We start from the raw sequence: 20568 nt of genomic DNA on the forward strand, positions 1-20568 counted from the left end.
AGGTCTTGCTGGGGTGTGATGTTTCTGTGCTGCACTGCGATCAAACCTGTGTTCCATGTCTCAAACAGCATAGATTTTGTCCTGATCGCGCTTGCTCTTTGTGACGCCTATGCGAATGTGACGCGACATTTGCAGAGGTTGTTCGATGCGTTATTCCGCCCTTTCGATCTTCCGCCAGGCGCTTTCCGGCAACCGGAACTGGGCGCCGATGTGGCGCGAGCCGCAGCCGAAACCGCATTACGATGTCATCATCGTCGGCGGCGGCGGGCATGGTCTGTCCACCGCCTATTATCTCGCCAAGGAATTCGGCATCACCAATGTGGCGGTCATCGAGAAGGGCTATCTCGGTGGCGGCAATGTCGGGCGAAACACGACAATCATCCGCTCGAACTACATGCTGGAGGGCAATGAGCCCTTCTACGAGCTGTCGATGAAGCTGTGGGAAGGCCTCGAGCAGGACTTCAACTACAATGCCATGGTCTCGCAGCGTGGCATCGTCAATCTCTTCCATACCGACGGCCAGCGCGACGCCTATGCGCGGCGCGGCAATGCGATGATGATTCATGGGGTGGCCGCCGAACTGCTCGACCGCGAGCAGGTGCGCCAGATGATGCCCTATCTCAACTTCGACCATGCGCGCTTCCCGATCCTGGGCGGTCTGTTGCAGAAGCGCGGCGGTACGGCCCGCCATGACGCCGTTGCCTGGGGGTACGGGCGTGGTGCTGACGAGCGCGGCGTCGATCTCATCCAGCATTGTGAGGTGACCGGCATCCGCCGCGACGAACTCGGCCAGGTGACCGGCGTCGAGACGACCAAGGGCTTCATCGGCTGCAACAAGCTGGCGCTGGCAACCGCCGGCCATACCTCCGTCACCGGCAAGATGGCGGGGCTCGACCTGCCGATCGAGACGCATGTGCTGCAGGCTTTCGTTTCCGAAGGCATCAAGCCTGTCATTGACAATGTCATCACCTATGGCGCCGGACACTTCTATATCTCGCAGTCCGACAAGGGCGGCTTGGTCTTCGGCGCCGATATCGACTACTATTCGTCCTATGCCCAGCGCGGCAATCTCGCGACCGTCGAACATACGATCGAGGAGGGCGTGTCGCTGATCCCGGGTCTCTCCCGCGTGCGGGTGCTGCGCGCCTGGGGCGGGGTGATGGACATGTCGATGGACGGTTCGCCGATCATCGACCGCACGCCGATCGACAATCTCTACCTGAATTGCGGCTGGTGTTACGGCGGCTTCAAGGCGACGCCGGCGTCCGGCTTCTGCTTTGCCCATCTGATCGCGAAGAACGAGGCCCATCCCGTGGCCCGCCTCTTGCGCCTTGATCGCTTCGAACGCGGCTTTGCCGTCGACGAAGGCGGCAAGGGTCCCCAACCGAACCTGCATTGAGACATCGCCATGGCAAGCCTGATCACCTGTCCGCATTGCGGCGTCCGTCCCAAGGAAGAGTTCATCATTCGCGGCGATGCGAGCCCGGTTCGCCCGGCGCCGGGTGCGCCTGACGATGCCTGGAACGCTTACGTTTTCATCCGCGACAATCCGAAGGGCCGGATCATCGAGCACTGGCACCATTCGGCCGGCTGCCGCCGCTGGCTGGTGGTCGAGCGCGACAATGCTGGGAGTCACGAGGTCTATAGCGTGACCGATGCGACTGTTTACGCGAAGGAGGCCGCGCGATGACCGGTTACCGGCTTTCCTCCGGCGGGCTCATCAATCGCGCCCGCACGCTCTCCTTCTCCTTCGATGGTCAGACCTATACGGGTTATGAAGGCGATACGCTGGCCTCGGCCCTGATCGCCAATGACCAGTTGCTGGTCGGGCGCTCGTTCAAATATCACCGCCCGCGCGGCATCGTGACGGCAGGCTCGGCGGAACCGAACGCGCTTGTCACGATCGGCAAGGACGGTCGGACCGAGCCGAACACGCGCGCCACGGTAGCGGAGCTCTATCAAGGGCTCGAAGCCAATAGCCAGAACCGCTGGCCGTCGCTGAAATACGATATCGGTGCGGTCAACAGCCTGTTGTCGCCGTTTCTCTCGGCCGGGTTCTACTACAAGACCTTCATGTGGCCGAAGGCCTTCTGGGAAAAGCTCTACGAGCCGATCATCCGGAAAGCCGCCGGCCTCGGCAAGACGCCGTTCATCGCCGATCCCGATCGCTACGAAAAGGCCTGGGCGCATTGCGACCTGCTGGTGATCGGCGCCGGCCCCGCCGGCCTGATGGCAGCGCGGGCTGCGGCGCGCGCCGGGCTGCGCGTCATTCTGGCGGATGAGGGCTTCAGGCTTGGCGGATCGCTGCTTTCCGAGCGCGTCACCGTCGGCGGTATGCCGGCGGCCGAGTATGCAGCCTCCGTCGTCGAGGAGCTGAAGAGCCTCTCCAATGTCACGCTGATGCCGCGCACCACTGTGTTTGGTTGGTATGACGACAATGTTTTCGGTGCAGTCGAAAAGGTGCAGAAGCATGTGGCGCAGCCATCGGGCGAGCTGCCTGTCGAGCGCGTCTGGCGCATCGTCGCCAAGCGGGCGATCCTGGCATCGGGTGCCGAAGAGCGGCCTCTGGTCTTCGGTGGAAACGACAAGCCCGGTGTGATGACCTCGGGTGCCATCAGGACCTATCTCAACCGTTATGGCGTGGCCGCCGGCCAGAACGTCGCGATCTTCACCAATGGCGGTGCGGGCTATCGCACGGCGGCCGATCTTGTCGCGGCCGGTGTCGGTGTTGCGGCTGTCATCGATGGGCGGACACAGTCTTCCGATGTTGCGCCCGATGGGGTGCGGGTCGTAAGAGGCGGCTCTGTCATCGATACGAACGGTCATCTTCGGATCAAGAGCCTGCTCGCCGAACGCGTCGGCCATCAGGAAGAGATTGCCTGCGATGCGCTGGCGATGAGCGGCGGCTATAGCCCGATCGTGCATCTTGCCTGCCAGCGTGGCGCCAAGCCTTACTGGTCGGACGAACACCAGGCGTTCCTGGCGCCTGATGTGGGCCACGGGTTCCGAATCGCCGGTTCCGCAGCCGGTCATGCCTCGCTTTCCGCCGTCTTGCGCGATGGTGCGGACAAGGCGCATGAGGCGATCGGCGATCTCGGTCGTCTTGTCGGCACGGTCGACGTGCCCGAAGTCGAGGGTGAATTCGACGCGAGTTTTGCACCGCTCTGGTATGTCCCGGGCGCCAAGTCCAAGGCCTTCGTCGATTTCCAGAACGACGTGCATGTGAAGGATCTGAGCCTTGCCCAGCGCGAGGCCATGGGCCATGTCGAGCATAGTAAGCGCTACACCACCGGCGGCATGGCGACCGATCAGGGCAAGCTCGGCAATATAGCTACGATCGGCATCATGGCCGGCATGCGCGGCGTTTCCCCCGCCGAGATCGGCACCACGACCTTCCGGCCCTTCTACACGCCTGTCTCTTTCGGCGCGATGGCGGGCACCTCGCGGGGTGAACATTCGCGACCGGTGCGCACCTCGCCGCTGCATGGCTGGGCCAAGCGCAACGGTGCCGTTTTCGTCGAATCCGGTCTCTGGTATCGCTCCTCCTGGTTCCCGCGCGATGGCGAGAAGACCTGGCGGGAAGCCGTTGACCGGGAAGTGCTGAACATCCGCGCCAATGCCGGTATCTGCGATGTCTCCACCCTCGGCAAGATCGAGATCTTCGGCAAGGATGCGGCGGAATTCCTCAACCGTATCTATTCCAACGCCTTTCTGAAGCTGCCGGTCGGCAAGGCGCGCTACGGACTGATGCTGCGCGAAGACGGGATGATCTACGACGACGGCACGACCAGCCGCTTCTCGGACGAGCATTTCTTCATGACAACGACCACGGCCTATGCGGGCGAGGTGATGACGCATCTGGAATTCTGTTCCCAGGTTCTCTGGCCGGATCTCGACGTGCGCTTCGTCTCCTCCAGCGATCAATGGGCCCAGATGTCGGTCGCAGGTCCCAAGGCGCGGATCATCCTCGAACAGATCATTGAGGACGATATCTCCGACGAAGCCTTCCCCTTCCTTTCAGCGCGGGAAGTGTTGCTCAAGGGGGGCTTGAAGGCGCGGCTCTTCCGCATCTCGTTTTCCGGCGAACTGGCCTTCGAAGTGGCAGTGCCGGCCAACTACGGCGAGGCTGTTGCCGATGCGATCGTGGCGGCCGGCAAGCCGCATGGCATCTGCGCTTACGGTGTCGAGGCGCTCAACGTGCTGCGCATCGAAAAGGGCTTCATCACCCACAGCGAAATCGACGGGCGCACGACGCCCGACGATGTCGGCCTCGGCCGAATGTTCTCGACGCAGAAGCCTGACTTCATCGGCAAGCGGCTCTCCAGCCGCTTCGGTCTGACCGCCGCCGACCGTCCACAGCTTGTCGGCCTGAAGCCGGTCGAGCGGGACAAGGAGTTCAAGGCCGGCGCCCATCTCTTGAAGGAAAACGTCAAGCCGTCGACGCTGAACGACCAGGGCTGGGTCTCCTCCGTCTGCCATTCGCCGACGCTCGGCCACACGATCGGGCTTGCCTTCCTCAAATCCGGCCGCGAGCGGCTGGGCGAGAAGATCGTCGTCTGGGACGGTTTGCGCGGCTCGGAAGTCGTGGCCGAGGTCGTCAGCCCCGTCTTCTACGACCCCGACAACAAGAAACTGAACCTGTGAGGATCCTGCTATGCCGGTGACCTATGCCATCAGTCACGTGCTCGAGGACCACATTTCCGGTTTCGAGGCGACGCCCAATCCGCATCATCTCGCCATCCTGCGGGCAGTCTCCGTCTTCTCCGCACTCGCCCATCCGGGCCACGAGGCTGACATTGACGAGGCGCTCACCAATCTCGAAGATGTCCATGTGCGGGTCTGTGGACCGGGGGAGTGGCTTGTTCTCAGCGAGACCGTCGCTGCCGACACCATTGCGCGCCAGCTTGCCGAGCTCGGGGCAAGCCGGGCCTCCTTCGTCGACCAGAGCGACGGGCGCGTGGTGCTCCGGATTCACGGGCCGAAGGTGCGGTCGATCCTGGCCAAATGCACGGCGCTTGACCTGCATGCCGATCTCTTCGAAATCGGCCAGTCGAGCAATTGCCAGATTTGCCATGTCGCCGCCAACCTCGCCCGCACGGGCCAGGATGCGTTCGAGATCATCGTGATGCGCAGCTTTGCGGGATTTGTATTCGACGAGATGCGCGAGATGGGCCGGGAGTTGGCGTTGACGGCGGGGTTTGCGTGAAGGCCTGACCATGGCATTCCTTCGGTGAACTGCCGGGGCTGTTTAGGCGTTTCAGATACAAAGGATCCCGCCCCGCATGTTCCACCTGATGTTCTCCCTGCCGTGGCTGATCGTGGCCTTGCGCTTCATCGCCCCCCTGCCGTGGCCGTGGTGGGTGCAGCTTTCGCTCGCCGTCTTTCTGCTGCTGGCCTCGCAATACCACCTGTTCAGCCGCTTCACGTCCGGATCGGTCTTCGCGCCGGAGTTTCCACGACCGCTGGTGATTGCCTTCAACCTGTTCTTCGGGGCGATCGTGCTCCTGGCCGCCATGCAGGTGCTCCTCGATATCGTCAGCATCCTGATCTTTGCCGTCACCTGGTCGTTTCCTGTGGTGCCGCCGGAGGTCCGTTACACCATGGGCATTGCGGCTTTAATGCTCGCAGCCTTGGGAATCAGCCAGGCGATCCGCGTCCCCCCGATCAAGCGTGTCGAGGTGGCAATTCCCGGACTGGCCCCAGAGTTCGACGGTTATCGCATGGTGCAGCTGACCGACCTGCATATCAGCCGGCTGTTTACCGGAAAATGGGCCAGCGCCGTCGTGGAGAAAACCAATGCGCTCGGTGCCGACCTCATCGTCATCACCGGGGATCTGATCGATGGCAGCCTGGACATCCGCCGCGAAGACGTCGCGCCGCTTGCGGGTCTCAGCGCTCGCAATGGTGTGCTCACCGTGCCCGGCAATCACGAATATTTCTTCGAAGTCGACCGCTGGCTCAAGCATTTCCCCGAACTCAACATGCGCATCCTGGCAAACGAGCATGCCGTGATCGAGCGCGGGGAGGGCAGGCTTGTCATCGCCGGGGTGACGGATCTTTCGGCGCGGTTCACAGGTGCCATCGAGCCGGATCTTGGAAGAGCGCTGCATGGCGCGCCTGCCGATGCCCCGGTCATCCTTCTCGACCACCAGCCGCGCATGGCAGAGCGGGCCGCAAAGCACGGCGTTGCGCTGCAACTTTCCGGCCATACCCATGGCGGCATGGTGCGCGGCCTCGACCGGATCGTCGCCCGGGCCAACAATGGCTATGTCTCCGGCTTCTACCGGGTCGGGGAGTTGCAGCTCTATGTCAACAACGGCACGGGCCTGTGGCCGGGCTTTGCGCTCCGGATCGGCGTGCCGGCGGAGCTGACGGAGTTCACGTTGCGGGCGGTGCCGGGGAATGCGGGCGGGCGGTGAGGCTGGTCGGGGATCGCCAGCCCCGTTCAGGAGGCCAAAGCCGGCTGGTCCGAGCCGTCTCGAGCTGAAAACGTCAGCCCTACCTTTACCCCGGGTGCCAGCCGGTGGTGGATGCGCAGCAGCCTATCAAGGGTGAACTTTGCCAGATCGGCATTGCGCACACGGGATATGTCGGCTGCGGCGACCCCCGTCATGCGCTCTGCTTCCCGGACGGTGATCTTGCGCTCGTCGAGCACGCCAATGATTTCGGCTGCAAGCCTTGCTTTCAGAAGTTTGGTTTCGGCTTCCGGATCACCGAAGTCTGCAAAGATATTGGCGCTGCCGCGCACGACTTCGAAATCGTCTTCACTCATGACATCATTTCCTTCAAGCGTTTCAGCCGAGCTTTTATCACCTCGACCTCTTTCTGAGGTGTGGCTATTCCCTTGGTGGATTTCTTTTGAAAGGCATGAACCACCCAGATCGCGTCGCCAATCTGGACCGCATAAACGACGCGATAGGCATCGGAGCGGTAAGGCAGTGCAATTTCCATAACGCCTGAGCCCAGGCCCTTCATTGGCTTTGCGATGTCGGCCTTTCGGCCCTCCGCTGCGATCACAAGCGCCGTTGCGATGATCTCGCGGGCGCCTGCCGGAAACGCCTCGAAGTCTTTGCGGGCAGGCTTCAACCACAAGATCTCTTTCATGTCTTATGTTGTCATATTTGACAACGCCTCGCAAGCTTCCCGACGGAGTTGTCAGGCGTACCGATGGCCGGTTCGCACGCCGCCCACAGAACACCCGCTATCACCCATGCGACATCTTTCGTCGCAGCATGGTCTTCTGGCTTTCATGCGCGCAATCTAGCTTTGTCGGATCAATCATTGCCGCCAAGGGGAGCGTTTTTCCATGAAGAGCCATGCACGTGTCGTCGTCATCGGCGGGGGTGTCGTCGGGTGTTCGGTGCTTTATCACCTGACCAAATTCGGCTGGACCGATGTCGTGCTGCTTGAGCGCTCCGAGCTGACCTCCGGCTCCACCTGGCATGCCGCCGGCGGGATGCACACGATCAATGGCGATCCGAATGTCGCCAAGCTGCAGAAATACACGGTCGAGCTCTATAAGGAGATCGAGGAGTATTCCGGCCAGGACATCGGCCTGCACATGACATCGGGCCTGATGCTGGCGGCCACCAAGGAGCGCTTCGACTGGATGAAGTCGCTGCTTGCCAAGGGCAAATATGCGGGCGGCGAGGCGACGCTGATTTCGGCGCAGGAAGCCTATGAGATGATGCCGCTGCTTGACCCGAAGCAGTTTGTCGGCGCGGTCTTCGATCCGCATGAAGGCCATCTCGACCCATACGGCACCACCCATGCCTATGCGAAGTCGGCCAAGAAGAACGGGGCGGAAATCTATCTGCACACCAAGGTCGAGGATCTGGTGCAGCTGGAAGACGGCACCTGGCGGGTGATCACCGACAAGGGCGAAATCCGAGCCGAGCATGTCGTCAATGCCGCAGGTCTCTGGGCACGTGAAGTCGGCCGCATGGTCGGGCTGGAGCTGCCCGTGCTCGCGATGGAGCACATGTATCTGATCACCGAGGACATGCCCGAGGTCATCGAATTCAACAGGACGACCGGCAAGGAACTGATGCACTGCGTCGATTTCGATGGCGAGATCTATATCCGCCAGGAACGCAACGGCATGTTGATGGGCACCTATGAAAAGGATTGCCGCCCCTGGTCGCCGATCGAGACGCCCTGGACCTTCGGCCATGAACTCTTGGCCGAAGACCTCGAGCGCATCACCAACGAGCTGGAAATCGGTTTCCGGCATTTCCCGGCCTTCAACAATGCCGGTATCAAAAAGATCATCAACGGCCCCTTCACCTTCTCGCCGGATGGCAATCCGCTGGTCGGTCCGGTGCGCGGCATGACGAATTACTGGTCGGCCTGCGCGGTCATGGCCGGCTTCAGCCAGGGTGGCGGCGTGGGCTTGGCGCTTGCCAACTGGATCATCGAGGGCGATCCGGGCTTCGACGTCTTTGCCATGGATGTCTGCCGCTACGGCGACTATGCGACGCTTGCCTATACCAATGCCAAGGTACGGGAGAACTATTCCCGCCGATTCTCGATCCGCTATCCGAACGAAGAACTGCCGGGGGCACGCCCGCTGCTGACGACACCTGTTTACGACAAGCTGAAGGCGGCCGGTGCCGTGTTCGGTGCCTCCTATGGTCTGGAAACGCCGCTCTGGTTTGCGCCGGAAGGCGTCGAGGACGCCTTTTCCTGGCGTCGCTCCACCGACTTCGAGGCGGTCGGCCGCGAGGCCAAGGCCGTCCGTGAGAGCGTCGGCCTGATGGAAACCTCGGGCTTTGCCAAGTATATGGTGAGCGGGGAGGGCTCACGCGCCTGGCTCGATCACATGCTCGCCTGCAAGCTGCCGGAAGTCGGTCGCATGGCGCTTGCGCCGATGCTGAATGAGGCCGGCAAGCTGATCGGCGACTTCACGGTTGCCAATCTCGACGACGAGGATTTCCTGATCATCGGCTCCGGCATTGCCGAGGATTATCATATGCGCTGGTTCGAGAGCCATCTGCCGGAGGATGGTTCCGTCGATATCGAGGCCCTCAACCTCAGCCTCGTGGGCTTGTCGATCGCAGGACCGAAGTCGCGCGACGTGCTCGCCAAGCTCACGCATCTCGATGTGTCCGATGCAGCGCTGCCCTTCATGGCGATCCGCGAAATGGATCTCGGCATGGCGCCGGTCATGCTCGGCCGCGTCAGCTATACCGGCGATCTCGGCTACGAGATCTGGATGCGGCCGGAATACCAGCGCTACGTCTTCGATACGCTGATGGAGGCGGGGGCGGAGTTCGGCATCACGCTCTTCGGCCTTCGTGCCCTCAATGCGCTTCGTCTCGAGAAGAGCTTCGGCAGCTGGTCGCGCGAGTATCGCCCGCTCTACGGGCCGCTCGAGGCCGGGCTGTCGCGCTTCGTCGCGCTCAAGAAAGAGGCGAGCTTCATCGGCAAGCAGGCGGCGATGGAGGAGAAACTGTCCGGCGGTACGCTTCGGCTGCGGACCTTCATCATCGATGCGAAGGATGCCGACGTCATCGGTGACGAGCCGATCTCCTACAAGGGGGAGGTGCGCGGCTGGGTGACGTCTGGCGGCTTTGCCCATCCGAGCGGGGTATCGGTGGCAATCGGCTATGTTCCGAAGGAGATCGCAGACGAAATCGATGGCTGGGAAGTGGAGATTCTTGGGGAAATCTTGCCGGCCAGACTTCAGCCTCAGTCGCTTTTTGACGCCAACGGGTCGCGAATGAGAAACTGAACCGTTTTCGACATAAATGGGCTTGCTTTAGTTCCATCCGATAGACGGCAGGTCGCTCTCGTGACCTGCTGATTTCGTAAGCTTTTTCTGCTGCTTTTTTGTGTGACCTGTCATTTCCCGTGTCAAAGCACCTGTTAACAGTAACATTTTGCCTGATGCCTGCCTTTTTGGCTTCACATTTTCGGACAAAGCGATATGGAATCCCCCGACGCCTATGCCCGCAAGGGATAACAAAATGAGACGCAACAGCAAGGCGCGTCCGGGGGATAATATATGGAGTACTTTGCCCAGCAGCTCATCAACGGGCTGACTCTTGGTTCCATCTATGGCCTTATCGCTATCGGCTATACGATGGTCTACGGCATCATCGGCATGATCAACTTTGCCCATGGTGATATCTTCATGCTTGGCGGCTTTGCCGCTCTCATCGCATTCTTGGTCCTGACATCCTTCTTTGCTGGCGTTCCCGTGGCGGTCGCCCTGTTTGTGATGTTGGTTGTTGCGATGCTGATGACCAGCCTGTGGAACTGGGTCATCGAGCGGGTCGCCTATCGGCCACTGCGCGGTTCATTTCGCCTCGCGCCGTTGATCACGGCGATCGGCATGTCGATCGTTCTGTCGAATTTCATCCAGATCTCGCAGGGTCCGCGCAACAAGCCGATCCCGCCGCTGGTCAGCGATGTTCTGCATTTTGGCAATATCACCATCGCGCTTAAGCAGGTGATCATCGTCGTGGTGACTGTCGTCCTGCTCGCCGCATTCTGGTACATCGTCAACAAGACACCGCTGGGCCGCGCTCAGCGCGCCACGGAGCAGGACCGCAAGATGGCGGCGCTGCTCGGCGTCGACGTCGACAAGACGATCTCCATCACCTTCGTGATGGGTGCGGCACTCGCCGCTGTCGCTGGTACGATGTACCTTATGTATTACGGTGTCGCATCGTTCCACGACGGCTTCATTCCGGGGGTCAAGGCCTTCACCGCGGCCGTTCTTGGCGGCATCGGCTCCCTGCCGGGCGCCGTGCTTGGTGGTCTGCTCATCGGTCTGATCGAGTCGCTCTGGTCCGCCTATTTCAGCATCGCGTACAAGGATGTCGCAACTTTCGGCATCCTGGCATTCGTGCTGATCTTCAAGCCCACCGGCATCCTCGGACGTCCGGAAGTCGAGAAGGTTTGATCCCATGACTACTTCTGAAAACGTAAATGGTGCTGCGTCGTCCGGCACACTGGCGCGCGCCATCAAGGAAGGCCTGTTCGCCGGTATCATCGCACTTGGTCTGTTCAGCCTCTATATCGGCATCAAGACCGATCAGAATATGGCGAACGAGCTGATCTGGTACACGCGTCCCGGCCTTCTCGCAGTGTTCGTGCTGATCGCCGCAGTCGGCCGCTTCGCCATGGTGGCGTTCATCGCGCCATGGTTCGCGGCCCGCCGGGAAAAGAAATCCGCTTCCGTTCCCGTGCATGAGATCGACGCCCAGCCGTCATTCTTCAAGACGCATTTCCTGAAGATCGCGCTGCTTGCGCTGATCCTCTACCCGCCGGTCATCGTTGCGCTGACCGGGGTTCAGGGTTCTCTCAAGTATGTCGATAACTTCGGCATCCAGATCCTGATCTACGTCATGCTCGCCTGGGGGCTCAACATCGTCGTCGGTCTCGCCGGCCTGCTCGACCTGGGTTACGTCGCCTTCTATGCAGTCGGTGCCTATTCCTACGCACTGCTTGCCCAGAATTTCGGCTTGTCCTTCTGGCTGCTTCTGCCGCTCGCCGGTATCCTGGCCGCCTTCTGGGGTATCATCCTGGGCTTCCCGGTGCTGCGTCTCCGAGGCGACTATCTAGCCATCGTGACGCTCGCCTTCGGGGAAATCATCCGACTGGTGCTGATCAACTGGCAGGACGTTACCAAGGGTACATTCGGTATCTCCAGCATTCCGAAGGCGACGCTGTTCGGCATGCCTTTCGATGCCTCGGCCGGCGGTTTCGCCAAGACTTTCGACCTGCCGATGTCATCAGCCTATTACAAGATCTACTTGTTTTACGTGATCCTGGCGCTCTGCTGCCTGACGGCTTACGTCACGATCAAGCTTCGCCGCATGCCGATCGGCCGTGCGTGGGAAGCGCTGCGTGAAGACGAGATCGCCTGCCGCTCGCTCGGCATCAACACCGTCACGACCAAGCTTACGGCTTTCGCGATCGGTGCGATGTTCGGCGGCTTTGCTGGCTCCTTCTTCGCTGCACGTCAGGGCTTCGTTTCGCCGGAAAGCTTCGTCTTCCTCGAATCCGCCGTCATCCTTGCCATCGTCGTGCTCGGCGGCATGGGGTCGCTGACGGGGATCGCGGTTGCGGCGATCGTCATGATCGGCGGCACTGAAGCGTTGCGTGAGATGGAGTTCCTCAAGGTCATCTTCGGCCCCGAATTCACTCCGGAACTGTACCGCATGATCCTCTTCGGCCTCGCCATGGTCATCGTCATGCTGTTCAAGCCGCGCGGTTTCGTCGGCAGCAGAGAGCCGACGGCCTTCCTCAAGGAACGCAAGGCCGTCTCGGGCAGCTTTACCAAGGAGGGTCACGGCTGATGGCCTCCGGGAACACGACAATGAGCAATGATACGATTCTGAAAGTCGAGCATCTGTCGATGCGCTTTGGTGGCCTCATGGCCATCAACGACCTGTCCTTCGAAGCCAAGCGCGGCGAAATCACCGCGCTGATCGGGCCAAACGGTGCCGGCAAGACCACGGTCTTCAACTGCATCACCGGCTTCTATCGGCCGACCATGGGCATGATCACCCTGATCCAGAAATCCGGAGACCGCCATCTCCTCGAGCGGCTGCCAGACTTCGAAATCCCCAAGAAGGCAAAGGTGGCGCGGACGTTCCAGAACATCCGTTTGTTCTCCGGTCTGACGGTTCTCGAAAACCTTCTGGTGGCGCAGCACAATGCGCTGATGAAGGCATCCGGTTACACCGTGCTCGGCCTGCTCGGCCTGCCGGCCTACAAGAAGGCCGAGTCCGAATCGATCGAGAAGGCTCGCTACTGGCTTGAGAAAGCGGACCTGATCGCGCGTGCCGATGATCCGGCCGGAGATCTTCCCTACGGCGCCCAGCGTCGTCTGGAGATCTGCCGCGCCATGTGCACGGGTCCGGAGCTTCTGTGCCTGGACGAGCCGGCTGCCGGTCTCAACCCGAAGGAATCTCTGGCGCTCAACACGCTGTTGCGCGCTATCCGCGATGAAGGCACCTCGCTGCTCCTGATCGAGCACGACATGTCGGTCGTCATGGAGATTTCCGATCACGTCGTCGTCCTGGAATACGGCCAGAAGATCTCCGACGGCACACCTGATCACGTCAAGAACGACCCGAAGGTCATCGCGGCCTACCTGGGTGTCGAGGATGAAGAATTGGAAGAAGCGATCCACGAAGTCGAAGCCGTGGCGGGAGGAGAGCACTGATGTCTTCTGAACCGCTACTCAAAGTTTCCGGCGTCGAAACCTATTACGGCAACATCCGCGCGCTCGCGGGCGTCGATGTCGAAGTGCACAAGGGTGAGATCGTGTCGCTGATCGGTGCCAACGGTGCCGGCAAGTCGACGCTGATGATGACCATCTGCGGCAGCCCCCAGGCACGTACCGGTCGGGTGGTCTTCGACGGCGAAGACATCACCGAAATGCCGACGCACCTGATTGCCCGTCGTCGCATTGCCCAGTCGCCGGAAGGCCGTCGTATCTTTCCGCGCATGACCGTGCTCGAGAACCTGCAGATGGGCGCAGGCCTCGACAACCTGAAATACTTCAAGGAGGACGTGGAGAAGGTGTTCACCATGTTCCCTCGTCTGAAGGAACGTCAGAGCCAGCGCGGCGGCACGCTCTCGGGTGGCGAGCAGCAGATGCTGTCGATCGGTCGCGCGCTGATGTCGCGTCCGAAGCTGCTTCTCCTCGACGAGCCGTCGCTCGGTCTCGCACCGCTGATCGTCAAGGGCATCTTCGAGCAGATCAAGCGGCTCAACAAGGAAGAAGGCCTGACCGTCTTCCTCGTTGAGCAGAACGCTTTCGCCGCACTGAAGCTTTCCGACCGTGCCTATGTCATGGTCAATGGCAAGGTGACGATGAGTGGTACGGGTAAGGAACTGCTGGCCGATCCGTCGGTTCGCGCGGCCTATCTCGAAGGCGGCCATCACTGAGCGCGGGGAGTATTTGACATGCAAGGTTTGTTTTTCGAAAGCGACACGACGGTCCGTCTCGTGCTGCGTTTCCTCGTTCTGCTCCTCGGCTTCTGGACCGCCTGGCGCACGGGCAGGGCCGCAGCGGAAGGCTGGGACGGCTACGGCACGGTTCTCGTCTATGTGCTCGGGCTGGGTTTTGCCATGCGTTTCCTGCACTACTCGCTGTTTGCCGGACCGTTCCTCAGCCCCTTCTATTACATCGTCGACGTCGTAATCCTGATGGCGTTTGCGGTAGCTGGTTTCCAGGCACGCCGCACCACGCAGATGGTCGACAACTACTACTGGCTCTATGAGAGAACTTCGTATTTCTCGTGGAAGAACAAAGATTGACAAGCCGTTGTTTTCTGTCGCAGATTGGCGACAGAAGGCTACGGCCTGGCATATAACAAGGCCTCGGCCAGACACAAAAGAGTGGAACAGTTTTCCGGCGCAGTCACAGCGGGTATTGCGCAGGGTTTTTATCCTAAACCCGCACAAAAAACTTGGGAGTAACAATATGAAGAAGTCTCTTCTTTCGGCAGTTGCGCTGACGGCCATGGTTGCCTTCAGCGGCAACGCCTATGCCGAAATCCTGGTCGGCGTTGCCGGCCCGCTGACCGGCCCGAACGCTGCCTTCGGTGCACAGCTGCAGAAGGGTGCCGAGCAGGCTGCTGCCGACATCAATGCCGCCGGTGGCATCAACGGCGAAATGATCAAGGTCGTTCTCGGCGACGACGTCTCGGACGCCAAGCAGGGCGTTTCGGTTGCCAACAAGTTCGTTGCTGACGGCGTGAAGTTCGTCGTCGGTCACTTCAACTCGGGCGTTTCGATCCCGGCTTCTGAAGTCTATGCCGAAAACGGCATCCTGCAGATCACGCCGGCTTCCACCAACCCGAACTTCACCGAGCGCGGCCTGTGGAACACCTTCCGTACCTGCGGCCGTGACGACCAGCAGGGCGCTGTTGCCGGCAAGTACATCGCCGACAACTTCAAGGACGGCAAGGTTGCCGTCGTTCACGACAAGACGCCTTACGGCCAGGGTCTCGCCGACGAAACCAAGAAGGCGATGAACGAGCTCGGCGTTACCGAAGTGATCTACGAAGGCATCACTGCCGGCGAAAAGGATTACTCGGCGCTCATCGCCAAGATGAAGGAAGCCGGCGTCACCGTCGTCTACTTCGGCGGTCTGCACACGGAAGCTGGCCTGATCATGCGTCAGATGGACAGCCAGGGCCTGAACGCGACCCTGATGTCTGGCGACGGCATCACCTCGAACGAACTTGCTTCGATCGCCGGTGACGCAGTCGACGGCACGCTCATGACCTTCCCGCCGGATCCGCGCATGAACCCGAATGCAGCTGACGCCGTGAAGAAGTTCCGCGACGCTGGCTTCGAGCCGGAAGCTTACACGCTGTACTCCTACGCTGCCCTGCAGGTTATCGCAGAAGCTGCCAAGGCTGCCGCTTCCAACGATCCGGAAACCGTTGCGACGGCCCTGAAGGAAAAGGGCCCGTACACGACCGTCATCGGCGAACTCGGCTTCGACGCCAAGGGTGACATCACCCGCCCTGACTACGTCATGTACACCTGGAAGAAGGGCGAGGACGGCAAGTACTCGTACTTCCAGAACTAATCGATCCTTCATCGGACCGACGGAAAGCCCGGCCTCGCGCCGGGCTTTCTGCGTTTGCAGTTCGTGATGTTAGTTGCCTGAGAGTTTGGCCAGAAGGAAGTCAGCGCGGTCTTCGACTGGGGCCTTCGGGAGAAGAACCAATGAATAGCCGAGCGCAGGATAGATCGTTGCCAATCGCTCGAACTCGGTGACAGCCGCTTCGAAATCATGCCGTCGTTCGGCGTCCTCGCGGTATATTTCGGGCCAAGGCGGTGTCAGGAATACGGTGGGATGGTATCTGTCCCGGCGGAGTAGGCTGTCCGTTACGCTGATGTCTCTGGTCGCATCTGCGAGGGCGGCATAGGCGTCTACCAGGCTTCTGTCGAAGAAGATCCAGCGGGATTTCAATGTGTGGGCCTCTTCGCGGTCACGGCGGCCCAGATCGATTGCTCTGCGCGCGAAATCCTCAAGGCTGACCCAAGGCAGGGACTTGCCATCGCCTGCCAGTTCCTCGGCGACTATGCGGCGGCCCGGCTCGGGCACGACTGCAAAGCCACGCCTGGAGAGTTCGGCAATCAGCGTCGACTTGCCGCCACCCGAACAGCCTGAGATCACGACGGCGTTTTCCATCCGGTTCCTCTCAAGGGAAAAGAGGGGGGACGCGATTGCCTGGTCATCCCTCGCGTAAAGCGTTGGCCGCCTTCACGGCGGCAGATGCACGGTTCTCCACCCCGAGCTTCGAATAGATCTGCTCAAGGTGCTTGTTCACCGTGCGCGAGGAGAGGCCGAGGATTTCGCCGATGTCGCGGTTGGCCTTGCCCTTGGCGATCCAGAGCAGAACCTCGCTTTCGCGGTGGGTCAGGCCGAAGCTTTCGCGCAGCATTTCGTCTTCGCTCTGGCGGTTCGCTGAGGTCAGGCGGAAGAGATATTCGTCGGCACCGATCGTGCCGAGCAATGACAGCGTGAGCGGCAGGCCGGTCGCGCCGGGAAAGGCAAAACTCGTTTCGGCCCTCTGTGGCGTTCCGGTGCGCCGATGGCTCAGCCATTCGGCAGCGGCCTTCGCCACATCGCCGATGCCCTCGGCATGACCGATCGCCGTCTCGATCAGACGGTTGGCCTGCGGCGTGGTCCAGTGGACCTGACCGTCACCCCTGATGGCGAGCAGATGGCGCCCGGCAGCGTCGAGCGCGACGCGGGCGCTCTGGGCCGAGCGGGCGTTCGAGAGGTGTACCCGGATGCGGGCTCGCAGCTCGTCGATGTTGATCGGCTTGGTGAGGTAGTCCACGCCACCCGATTCGAGTGCTTTCACCACATGTTCGGTCTCTGTGAGCCCGGTCATGAAGATGACCGGGACCTGGGCGACCACCGGATCGGCCTTCAAGGTGCGGCAGGTCTCGAAGCCGTCCATTCCGGGCATGACAGCGTCGAGCAGAATGAGGTCGGGGCTGATGCGGGCAACGATCGAGAGCGCGCCATGGCCCGAAGTGGCGATCAGGACGGAATAGCCCGATGCTTCCAGCGCTTCGGTGAGGAAGCCGAGCGCATCGGGACTGTCGTCCACCAGAAGCACGATATCGCGGCGGTTTGCCTCAGCCATGGATCGGCTCCCTGCCGGTTTCGAATGAGGTCAGGAAACTGCGCAGCCCGGCGAGGTCGAAGGCCTGCAGATAGGCGCGGGCCGCGTCGACGAAGGCCGTGGTGTTCCCCAGCCCGCCGAGTTCGGCAAGCTTTGCCTCGATGCCGCGGACATAGCCGATATCGCAGAGGCTGATCAACTCCTCGATATGCATCGCACCCGGCGAGACCGGGCGCTCCGCCGGCACTCCCGGCTGAAGCAGACGCGGGTCGTCTGCATAGATCCAGTCGAGGCCGAGAAAGCGAGCGAGCTTGTCACGCAGACGGGTGATGTCGACGGGCTTCGTGATCGCGTCGTCATGGCCATCACCGCCGGGGGCCGGCGCATCGCCGACATTGGCCGAGAGCATCAGGATCGGTGCCTTCTGGCCTACGTCACGCAGCTTTTCAACGAGTTGCCAGCCATTCATGCCCGGCATCGAGATGTCGACAAGGAAAAGGTCGGCCTTCACGCCTTCGATGAGGGTCAGGCATTCGGGCCCGCCACCTGCCGTCAGGACGACGAAGTCGAGCGGGGCGAGCACCTCACGCATCAGTTCGCGGTGGTCCTCGTTGTCGTCGACGACGACGATCGTGCGGCGCGGGCCGGTATAGGAGACGATCTTGCGCTCCGGCGCAGGTGCCGTATTCGGACGGTCGATGGCCGACAGCATCAGGCGCACCTTGAAGGTCGAGCCCTTGTCGCGCTCGCTGGTGACCGAGATCTCGCCGCCAAGCGTGTTGGTCAGGAGCTTGGTGATGGTAAGGCCAAGGCCCAGGCCCGGTTGCGGACGGATGTTGTCGGCCTCGCCGCGCTGGAAGGGTTCGTAGATGCGGTTGAGGTCCTTTTCCGAGATGCCACGACCGGTGTCACTGACGGTAAACGTCGCCACCTGGCTGCGATAATCGACGCTAAAGCGGATCGTGCCTTCCTCGGTGAACTTGATGGCGTTCGACAGCAGATTGACGAGGATCTGGCGCAGGCGCCGCTCGTCGGTGCGCACATAGAGCGGCAGGGCGCGCGAGCGCTGATGCTCGAAGAGAATGCCTTTGGCGGCAGCCTGCGGCGCAAACATGTCGATGAGCTGGTCGAGGAAATCCTGAATATTGACCTCGTTGGAGAAGACCTGCAGGCGGCCAGCCTCGATCTTCGAGATATCGAGGAGGCCGTCGATCAGGCCGGACAGATGGTCGGCGGAGCGACGGATGACCTTGATCGCCGACTGGCGCGGCACGGGGATCGTCTCGTCGCGCTCGAGGATCTGGGCATAGCCTAGCACCGCATTGAGGGGCGTCCGAAGCTCGTGGGAAAGGCCGACGACATAACGGCTCTTCGCGCGGTTCGCCGCTTCCGCGGTCTCTTTGGCATTCTGCAGCGCGGCGTCCGTCTTCCGATGCGCGGCGATTTCCTTGAGCAGCAGCGTGTTTTGGCGGGAGGATTCCTCTTCCGCCACGACACGGCTGTCATGGGCAAGCACATAGAACCAGGAGACGATACCGGCGATGATGGCGAAGATGAAGAAGACGACGGTGACCGCGCGGTTGACCACGTCGGTCATGGCGGGGGTCGCGGCATTCACCTGATGGGCGATGACCGCAAGGATGATGCCGATGACGGAAATCGAGATCATGGCGGTCAGCGCGTAGCGGCCAAGACGGGTCGAGAAGGTCTCGATTACCGCGTCTGGCAAAAGAGCGCGGGCAACTGTCGCGGCCTGTGCATTGATCTTCGCATGCGGCTTGCACATGTCGTGACAGCGGCTGTCGAGCGTGCAGCAGAGCGAGCAGATCGGGGCTGCATAGGCGGGGCACCAGGCCATGTCCTCCGGCTCGAACGGATGCTCACAGATCGAACAGGTGATGCCGGTCTGGTTCTTCCAGCTGTAGCGCGGCTTGCGGGCCAGGTAGAACTTGCCGTCGGTTGCCCAGGCGATCAGCGGGGAGATCACAAAGGCGACCAGCGTCACATAGGTCGACAGCGACGCCATAGTCGAGCCGAAGGCACCGAAATGGGCGGCGAGTGCAAGGCCAGCAGAGAGCGCCATGGTGCCGCAGCCAACGGGATTGATGTCGTAGAGGTGGGCGCGCTTGAACTCGATGCCCGGCGGCGACAAGCCCAGCTTCTTGTTGACAAAGAGGTCGGCCGAGATGGCGCAGAGCCAGCTCATGGCAATGATCGAGAAGATGCCGAGCGTTTCTTCGAGCAGGCCGTAGATGCCGAGCTCCATCAACAGAAGCGCGATCGCGACGTTGAAGACCAGCCAGACAACGCGGCCCGGATGGCTGTGGGTCAGACGCGAGAAGAAGTTCGACCAGGCGAGCGAGCCTGCATAGGCGTTCATCACGTTGATCTTGAGCTGGGAGATAACGACGAAACCCGCCATCAGCAGCATGGCTGCCGTCTCGTTCGGGATCATGTAGCCGAAGGCCGCGACATACATATGGGCGGGATCGGCGGCCTCGCTGATCGGCACGCCGGTCGAGAGCGTCAGGACGGCGAGGAAGGAGCCTGCCAGCAGCTTGGGCACACCGAGCACGACCCAGCCGGAGCCGGCGAGGAAGATGCCGATGCGATGGTGCAGCTTGCGGGCGCCCTCGGGCGGCAGGAAGCGGAGGAAGTCCACCTGTTCGCCGATCTGCGGCATCAGTGCCAGAATGACGGCGGAGGCGGCGCCGAACTCCAGGAGATTGAAAGGGGCTGCCTCGCCAAGATGGGCGTTCGAGTGATCAACGCCGGCAAAGGCGATCCAGAGGTCGATCTTTTCCCAGTCGAGAAAGGCGATGAAGACGAAGGGCAGGATGTTCAGCACAATCCAGAAGGGTTGGGTGATCAGCTGGAACTTCGAGATCATCCGGATGCCGTAGGTCACCAGCGGCAGTACGGCCACGGCGGAGATGATGTAGCCGAGCCAGAGCGGAATGCCGAAGGCGAGTTCTAGCGCCTTGGTCATGATCGAAGCCTCGATGGCAAAGAGCATGAAGGTGAAGGCTGCATAGATCAGCGAGGTGATGGTCGATCCGATATAGCCGAAGCCGGCACCGCGGGTCAGAAGATCGATGTCGACCCCGTGGCGGATTGCGTAGCGACTGATCGGTATGCCGACGAGCAGCATCAGGATCGCGGCGACGATGATGGCGAAGAAGGCGTTGGTGGTTCCATAGGCGATCGTGATCGTGCCGCCGATCGCCTCCAGTGCGAGAAAACTGATCGCGCCGATTGCCGTTTGTGAAATACGGCTGGAGGAGAATTTGCGGGCGCTCTTTGCCGTAAAGCGCAGCGCATAGTCCTCCAGCGTCTGGTTCGCAACCCAGCGATTGTATTCGCGGCGAACGGGGATGATGCGTTGGCGTGCGGCCATGCCTAAATTCTAGCGCCTTGTTCTGAGTGGCTTTCCTTTAGGCATTTTCACGCG

At 61.3% G+C, this 20568-nt stretch carries 17 protein-coding genes; 12 read left to right on the forward strand and 5 right to left on the reverse strand.

Annotated features, from left to right (window positions below; all coding sequences use genetic code 11):
• The first annotated feature begins 145 nt into the window (after positions 1-145).
• The 5 genes from BSY240_RS20360 to BSY240_RS20380 all read left to right on the forward strand — a co-directional run bounded on the left by BSY240_RS20360 (position 146) and on the right by BSY240_RS20380 (position 6419).
• Complete coding sequence (locus BSY240_RS20360; protein WP_069043524.1) at positions 146-1399, forward strand: sarcosine oxidase subunit beta family protein; 1254 nt, start codon at positions 146-148, stop codon at positions 1397-1399.
• 9 nt (positions 1400-1408) lie between these two features.
• Positions 1409-1690 (forward strand): sarcosine oxidase subunit delta, encoded by a 282-nt coding sequence (locus BSY240_RS20365; protein ID WP_069043525.1) that lies wholly within the window; start codon positions 1409-1411, stop codon positions 1688-1690.
• A complete protein-coding gene (locus tag BSY240_RS20370; RefSeq protein ID WP_069043526.1) occupies positions 1687-4644 on the forward strand; it encodes a sarcosine oxidase subunit alpha family protein in 2958 nt (985 codons plus the stop codon). The genes BSY240_RS20365 and BSY240_RS20370 overlap by 4 nt, the downstream gene beginning before the upstream one ends.
• Positions 4645-4654: 10 nt before the next feature.
• Positions 4655-5206 carry a sarcosine oxidase subunit gamma gene (locus BSY240_RS20375; protein WP_069043527.1) on the forward strand — a complete coding sequence of 184 codons (552 nt, stop codon included), beginning with the start codon at positions 4655-4657 and terminating at the stop codon, positions 5204-5206.
• Between the two features lie 76 nt (positions 5207-5282).
• Entirely contained in the window at positions 5283-6419 is a 1137-nt protein-coding gene (locus BSY240_RS20380; RefSeq protein ID WP_069043528.1) for a metallophosphoesterase, read from the forward strand.
• Positions 6420-6445: 26 nt separating this feature from the next.
• Here the strand turns inward: BSY240_RS20380 and BSY240_RS20385 are convergent, their stop codons facing one another.
• Complete coding sequence (locus BSY240_RS20385; protein WP_069043529.1) at positions 6446-6772, reverse strand: helix-turn-helix domain-containing protein; 327 nt, start codon at positions 6770-6772, stop codon at positions 6446-6448.
• Complete coding sequence (locus BSY240_RS20390) at positions 6769-7086, reverse strand: type II toxin-antitoxin system RelE/ParE family toxin (RefSeq protein ID WP_236759289.1); 318 nt, start codon at positions 7084-7086, stop codon at positions 6769-6771. The genes BSY240_RS20385 and BSY240_RS20390 overlap by 4 nt, the downstream gene beginning before the upstream one ends.
• A gap of 220 nt (positions 7087-7306) precedes the next feature.
• Here BSY240_RS20390 and BSY240_RS20395 point away from each other — a divergent pair, with 220 nt between their 5' ends.
• The 7 genes from BSY240_RS20395 (at position 7307) to BSY240_RS20425 (ending at position 15562) form a co-directional block, all read left to right on the forward strand.
• Entirely contained in the window at positions 7307-9733 is a 2427-nt protein-coding gene (locus BSY240_RS20395; protein ID WP_069043530.1) for a GcvT family protein, read from the forward strand.
• Positions 9734-10006: 273 nt separating this feature from the next.
• Positions 10007-10909: a branched-chain amino acid ABC transporter permease gene (locus tag BSY240_RS20400; RefSeq protein WP_054148351.1), complete on the forward strand. Its 903-nt coding sequence runs from the start codon at positions 10007-10009 to the stop codon at positions 10907-10909.
• Between the two features lie 4 nt (positions 10910-10913).
• Positions 10914-12308 (forward strand): high-affinity branched-chain amino acid ABC transporter permease LivM, encoded by a 1395-nt coding sequence (gene livM / locus BSY240_RS20405; RefSeq protein WP_054148352.1) that lies wholly within the window; start codon positions 10914-10916, stop codon positions 12306-12308.
• The gene (locus tag BSY240_RS20410; RefSeq protein WP_054148353.1) at positions 12308-13180 is read left to right on the forward strand and encodes an ABC transporter ATP-binding protein; all 873 of its coding nucleotides are present in this window, start codon (positions 12308-12310) and stop codon (positions 13178-13180) included. Before livM ends, BSY240_RS20410 begins: the two co-directional genes overlap by 1 nt.
• A complete protein-coding gene (locus BSY240_RS20415; protein WP_054148354.1) occupies positions 13180-13908 on the forward strand; it encodes an ABC transporter ATP-binding protein in 729 nt (242 codons plus the stop codon). Before BSY240_RS20410 ends, BSY240_RS20415 begins: the two co-directional genes overlap by 1 nt.
• A gap of 18 nt (positions 13909-13926) precedes the next feature.
• On the forward strand, positions 13927-14280 hold the full coding sequence (locus tag BSY240_RS20420) for a DUF6867 family protein (RefSeq protein ID WP_069043531.1): 354 nt from the start codon (positions 13927-13929) through the stop codon (positions 14278-14280).
• Positions 14281-14446: 166 nt separating this feature from the next.
• Positions 14447-15562, forward strand: coding sequence for a branched-chain amino acid ABC transporter substrate-binding protein (locus BSY240_RS20425; protein WP_054148356.1), 1116 nt, complete (start codon positions 14447-14449; stop codon positions 15560-15562).
• A gap of 69 nt (positions 15563-15631) precedes the next feature.
• Here the strand turns inward: BSY240_RS20425 and BSY240_RS20430 are convergent, their stop codons facing one another.
• Genes BSY240_RS20430 through BSY240_RS20440 form a run of 3 tightly spaced genes read right to left on the reverse strand, consistent with a single transcriptional unit; the run spans position 15632 to position 20514 of the window.
• Entirely contained in the window at positions 15632-16171 is a 540-nt protein-coding gene (locus BSY240_RS20430) for an AAA family ATPase (RefSeq protein WP_069043532.1), read from the reverse strand.
• 43 nt (positions 16172-16214) lie between these two features.
• Complete coding sequence (locus BSY240_RS20435; protein WP_069043533.1) at positions 16215-17138, reverse strand: response regulator; 924 nt, start codon at positions 17136-17138, stop codon at positions 16215-16217.
• Positions 17131-20514: a hybrid sensor histidine kinase/response regulator gene (locus tag BSY240_RS20440; protein ID WP_069043534.1), complete on the reverse strand. Its 3384-nt coding sequence runs from the start codon at positions 20512-20514 to the stop codon at positions 17131-17133. The genes BSY240_RS20435 and BSY240_RS20440 overlap by 8 nt, the downstream gene beginning before the upstream one ends.
• Positions 20515-20568: the final 54 nt, after the last annotated feature.

Source organism: Agrobacterium sp. RAC06, assembly GCF_001713475.1.
Classification (GTDB): domain Bacteria; phylum Pseudomonadota; class Alphaproteobacteria; order Rhizobiales; family Rhizobiaceae; genus Allorhizobium.

What these genes read in the sequence shown, in the direction of transcription:
- livM (WP_054148352.1), top strand. Translation starts at nt 10,914, where the DNA reads ATGACTACTTCTGAAAACGTAAATGGTGCTGCGTCGTCCGGCACACTG.
- BSY240_RS20420 (WP_069043531.1), top strand. Translation starts at nt 13,927, where the DNA reads ATGCAAGGTTTGTTTTTCGAAAGCGACACGACGGTCCGTCTCGTGCTG.
- BSY240_RS20400 (WP_054148351.1), top strand. Translation starts at nt 10,007, where the DNA reads ATGGAGTACTTTGCCCAGCAGCTCATCAACGGGCTGACTCTTGGTTCC.
- BSY240_RS20365 (WP_069043525.1), top strand. Translation starts at nt 1,409, where the DNA reads ATGGCAAGCCTGATCACCTGTCCGCATTGCGGCGTCCGTCCCAAGGAA.
- BSY240_RS20430 (WP_069043532.1), bottom strand. Translation starts at nt 16,171, where the DNA reads ATGGAAAACGCCGTCGTGATCTCAGGCTGTTCGGGTGGCGGCAAGTCG.
- BSY240_RS20385 (WP_069043529.1), bottom strand. Translation starts at nt 6,772, where the DNA reads ATGAGTGAAGACGATTTCGAAGTCGTGCGCGGCAGCGCCAATATCTTT.
- BSY240_RS20375 (WP_069043527.1), top strand. Translation starts at nt 4,655, where the DNA reads ATGCCGGTGACCTATGCCATCAGTCACGTGCTCGAGGACCACATTTCC.
- BSY240_RS20370 (WP_069043526.1), top strand. Translation starts at nt 1,687, where the DNA reads ATGACCGGTTACCGGCTTTCCTCCGGCGGGCTCATCAATCGCGCCCGC.
- BSY240_RS20440 (WP_069043534.1), bottom strand. Translation starts at nt 20,514, where the DNA reads ATGGCCGCACGCCAACGCATCATCCCCGTTCGCCGCGAATACAATCGC.
- BSY240_RS20425 (WP_054148356.1), top strand. Translation starts at nt 14,447, where the DNA reads ATGAAGAAGTCTCTTCTTTCGGCAGTTGCGCTGACGGCCATGGTTGCC.
- BSY240_RS20395 (WP_069043530.1), top strand. Translation starts at nt 7,307, where the DNA reads ATGAAGAGCCATGCACGTGTCGTCGTCATCGGCGGGGGTGTCGTCGGG.
- BSY240_RS20415 (WP_054148354.1), top strand. Translation starts at nt 13,180, where the DNA reads ATGTCTTCTGAACCGCTACTCAAAGTTTCCGGCGTCGAAACCTATTAC.
- BSY240_RS20360 (WP_069043524.1), top strand. Translation starts at nt 146, where the DNA reads ATGCGTTATTCCGCCCTTTCGATCTTCCGCCAGGCGCTTTCCGGCAAC.
- BSY240_RS20435 (WP_069043533.1), bottom strand. Translation starts at nt 17,138, where the DNA reads ATGGCTGAGGCAAACCGCCGCGATATCGTGCTTCTGGTGGACGACAGT.
- BSY240_RS20410 (WP_054148353.1), top strand. Translation starts at nt 12,308, where the DNA reads ATGGCCTCCGGGAACACGACAATGAGCAATGATACGATTCTGAAAGTC.
- BSY240_RS20380 (WP_069043528.1), top strand. Translation starts at nt 5,283, where the DNA reads ATGTTCCACCTGATGTTCTCCCTGCCGTGGCTGATCGTGGCCTTGCGC.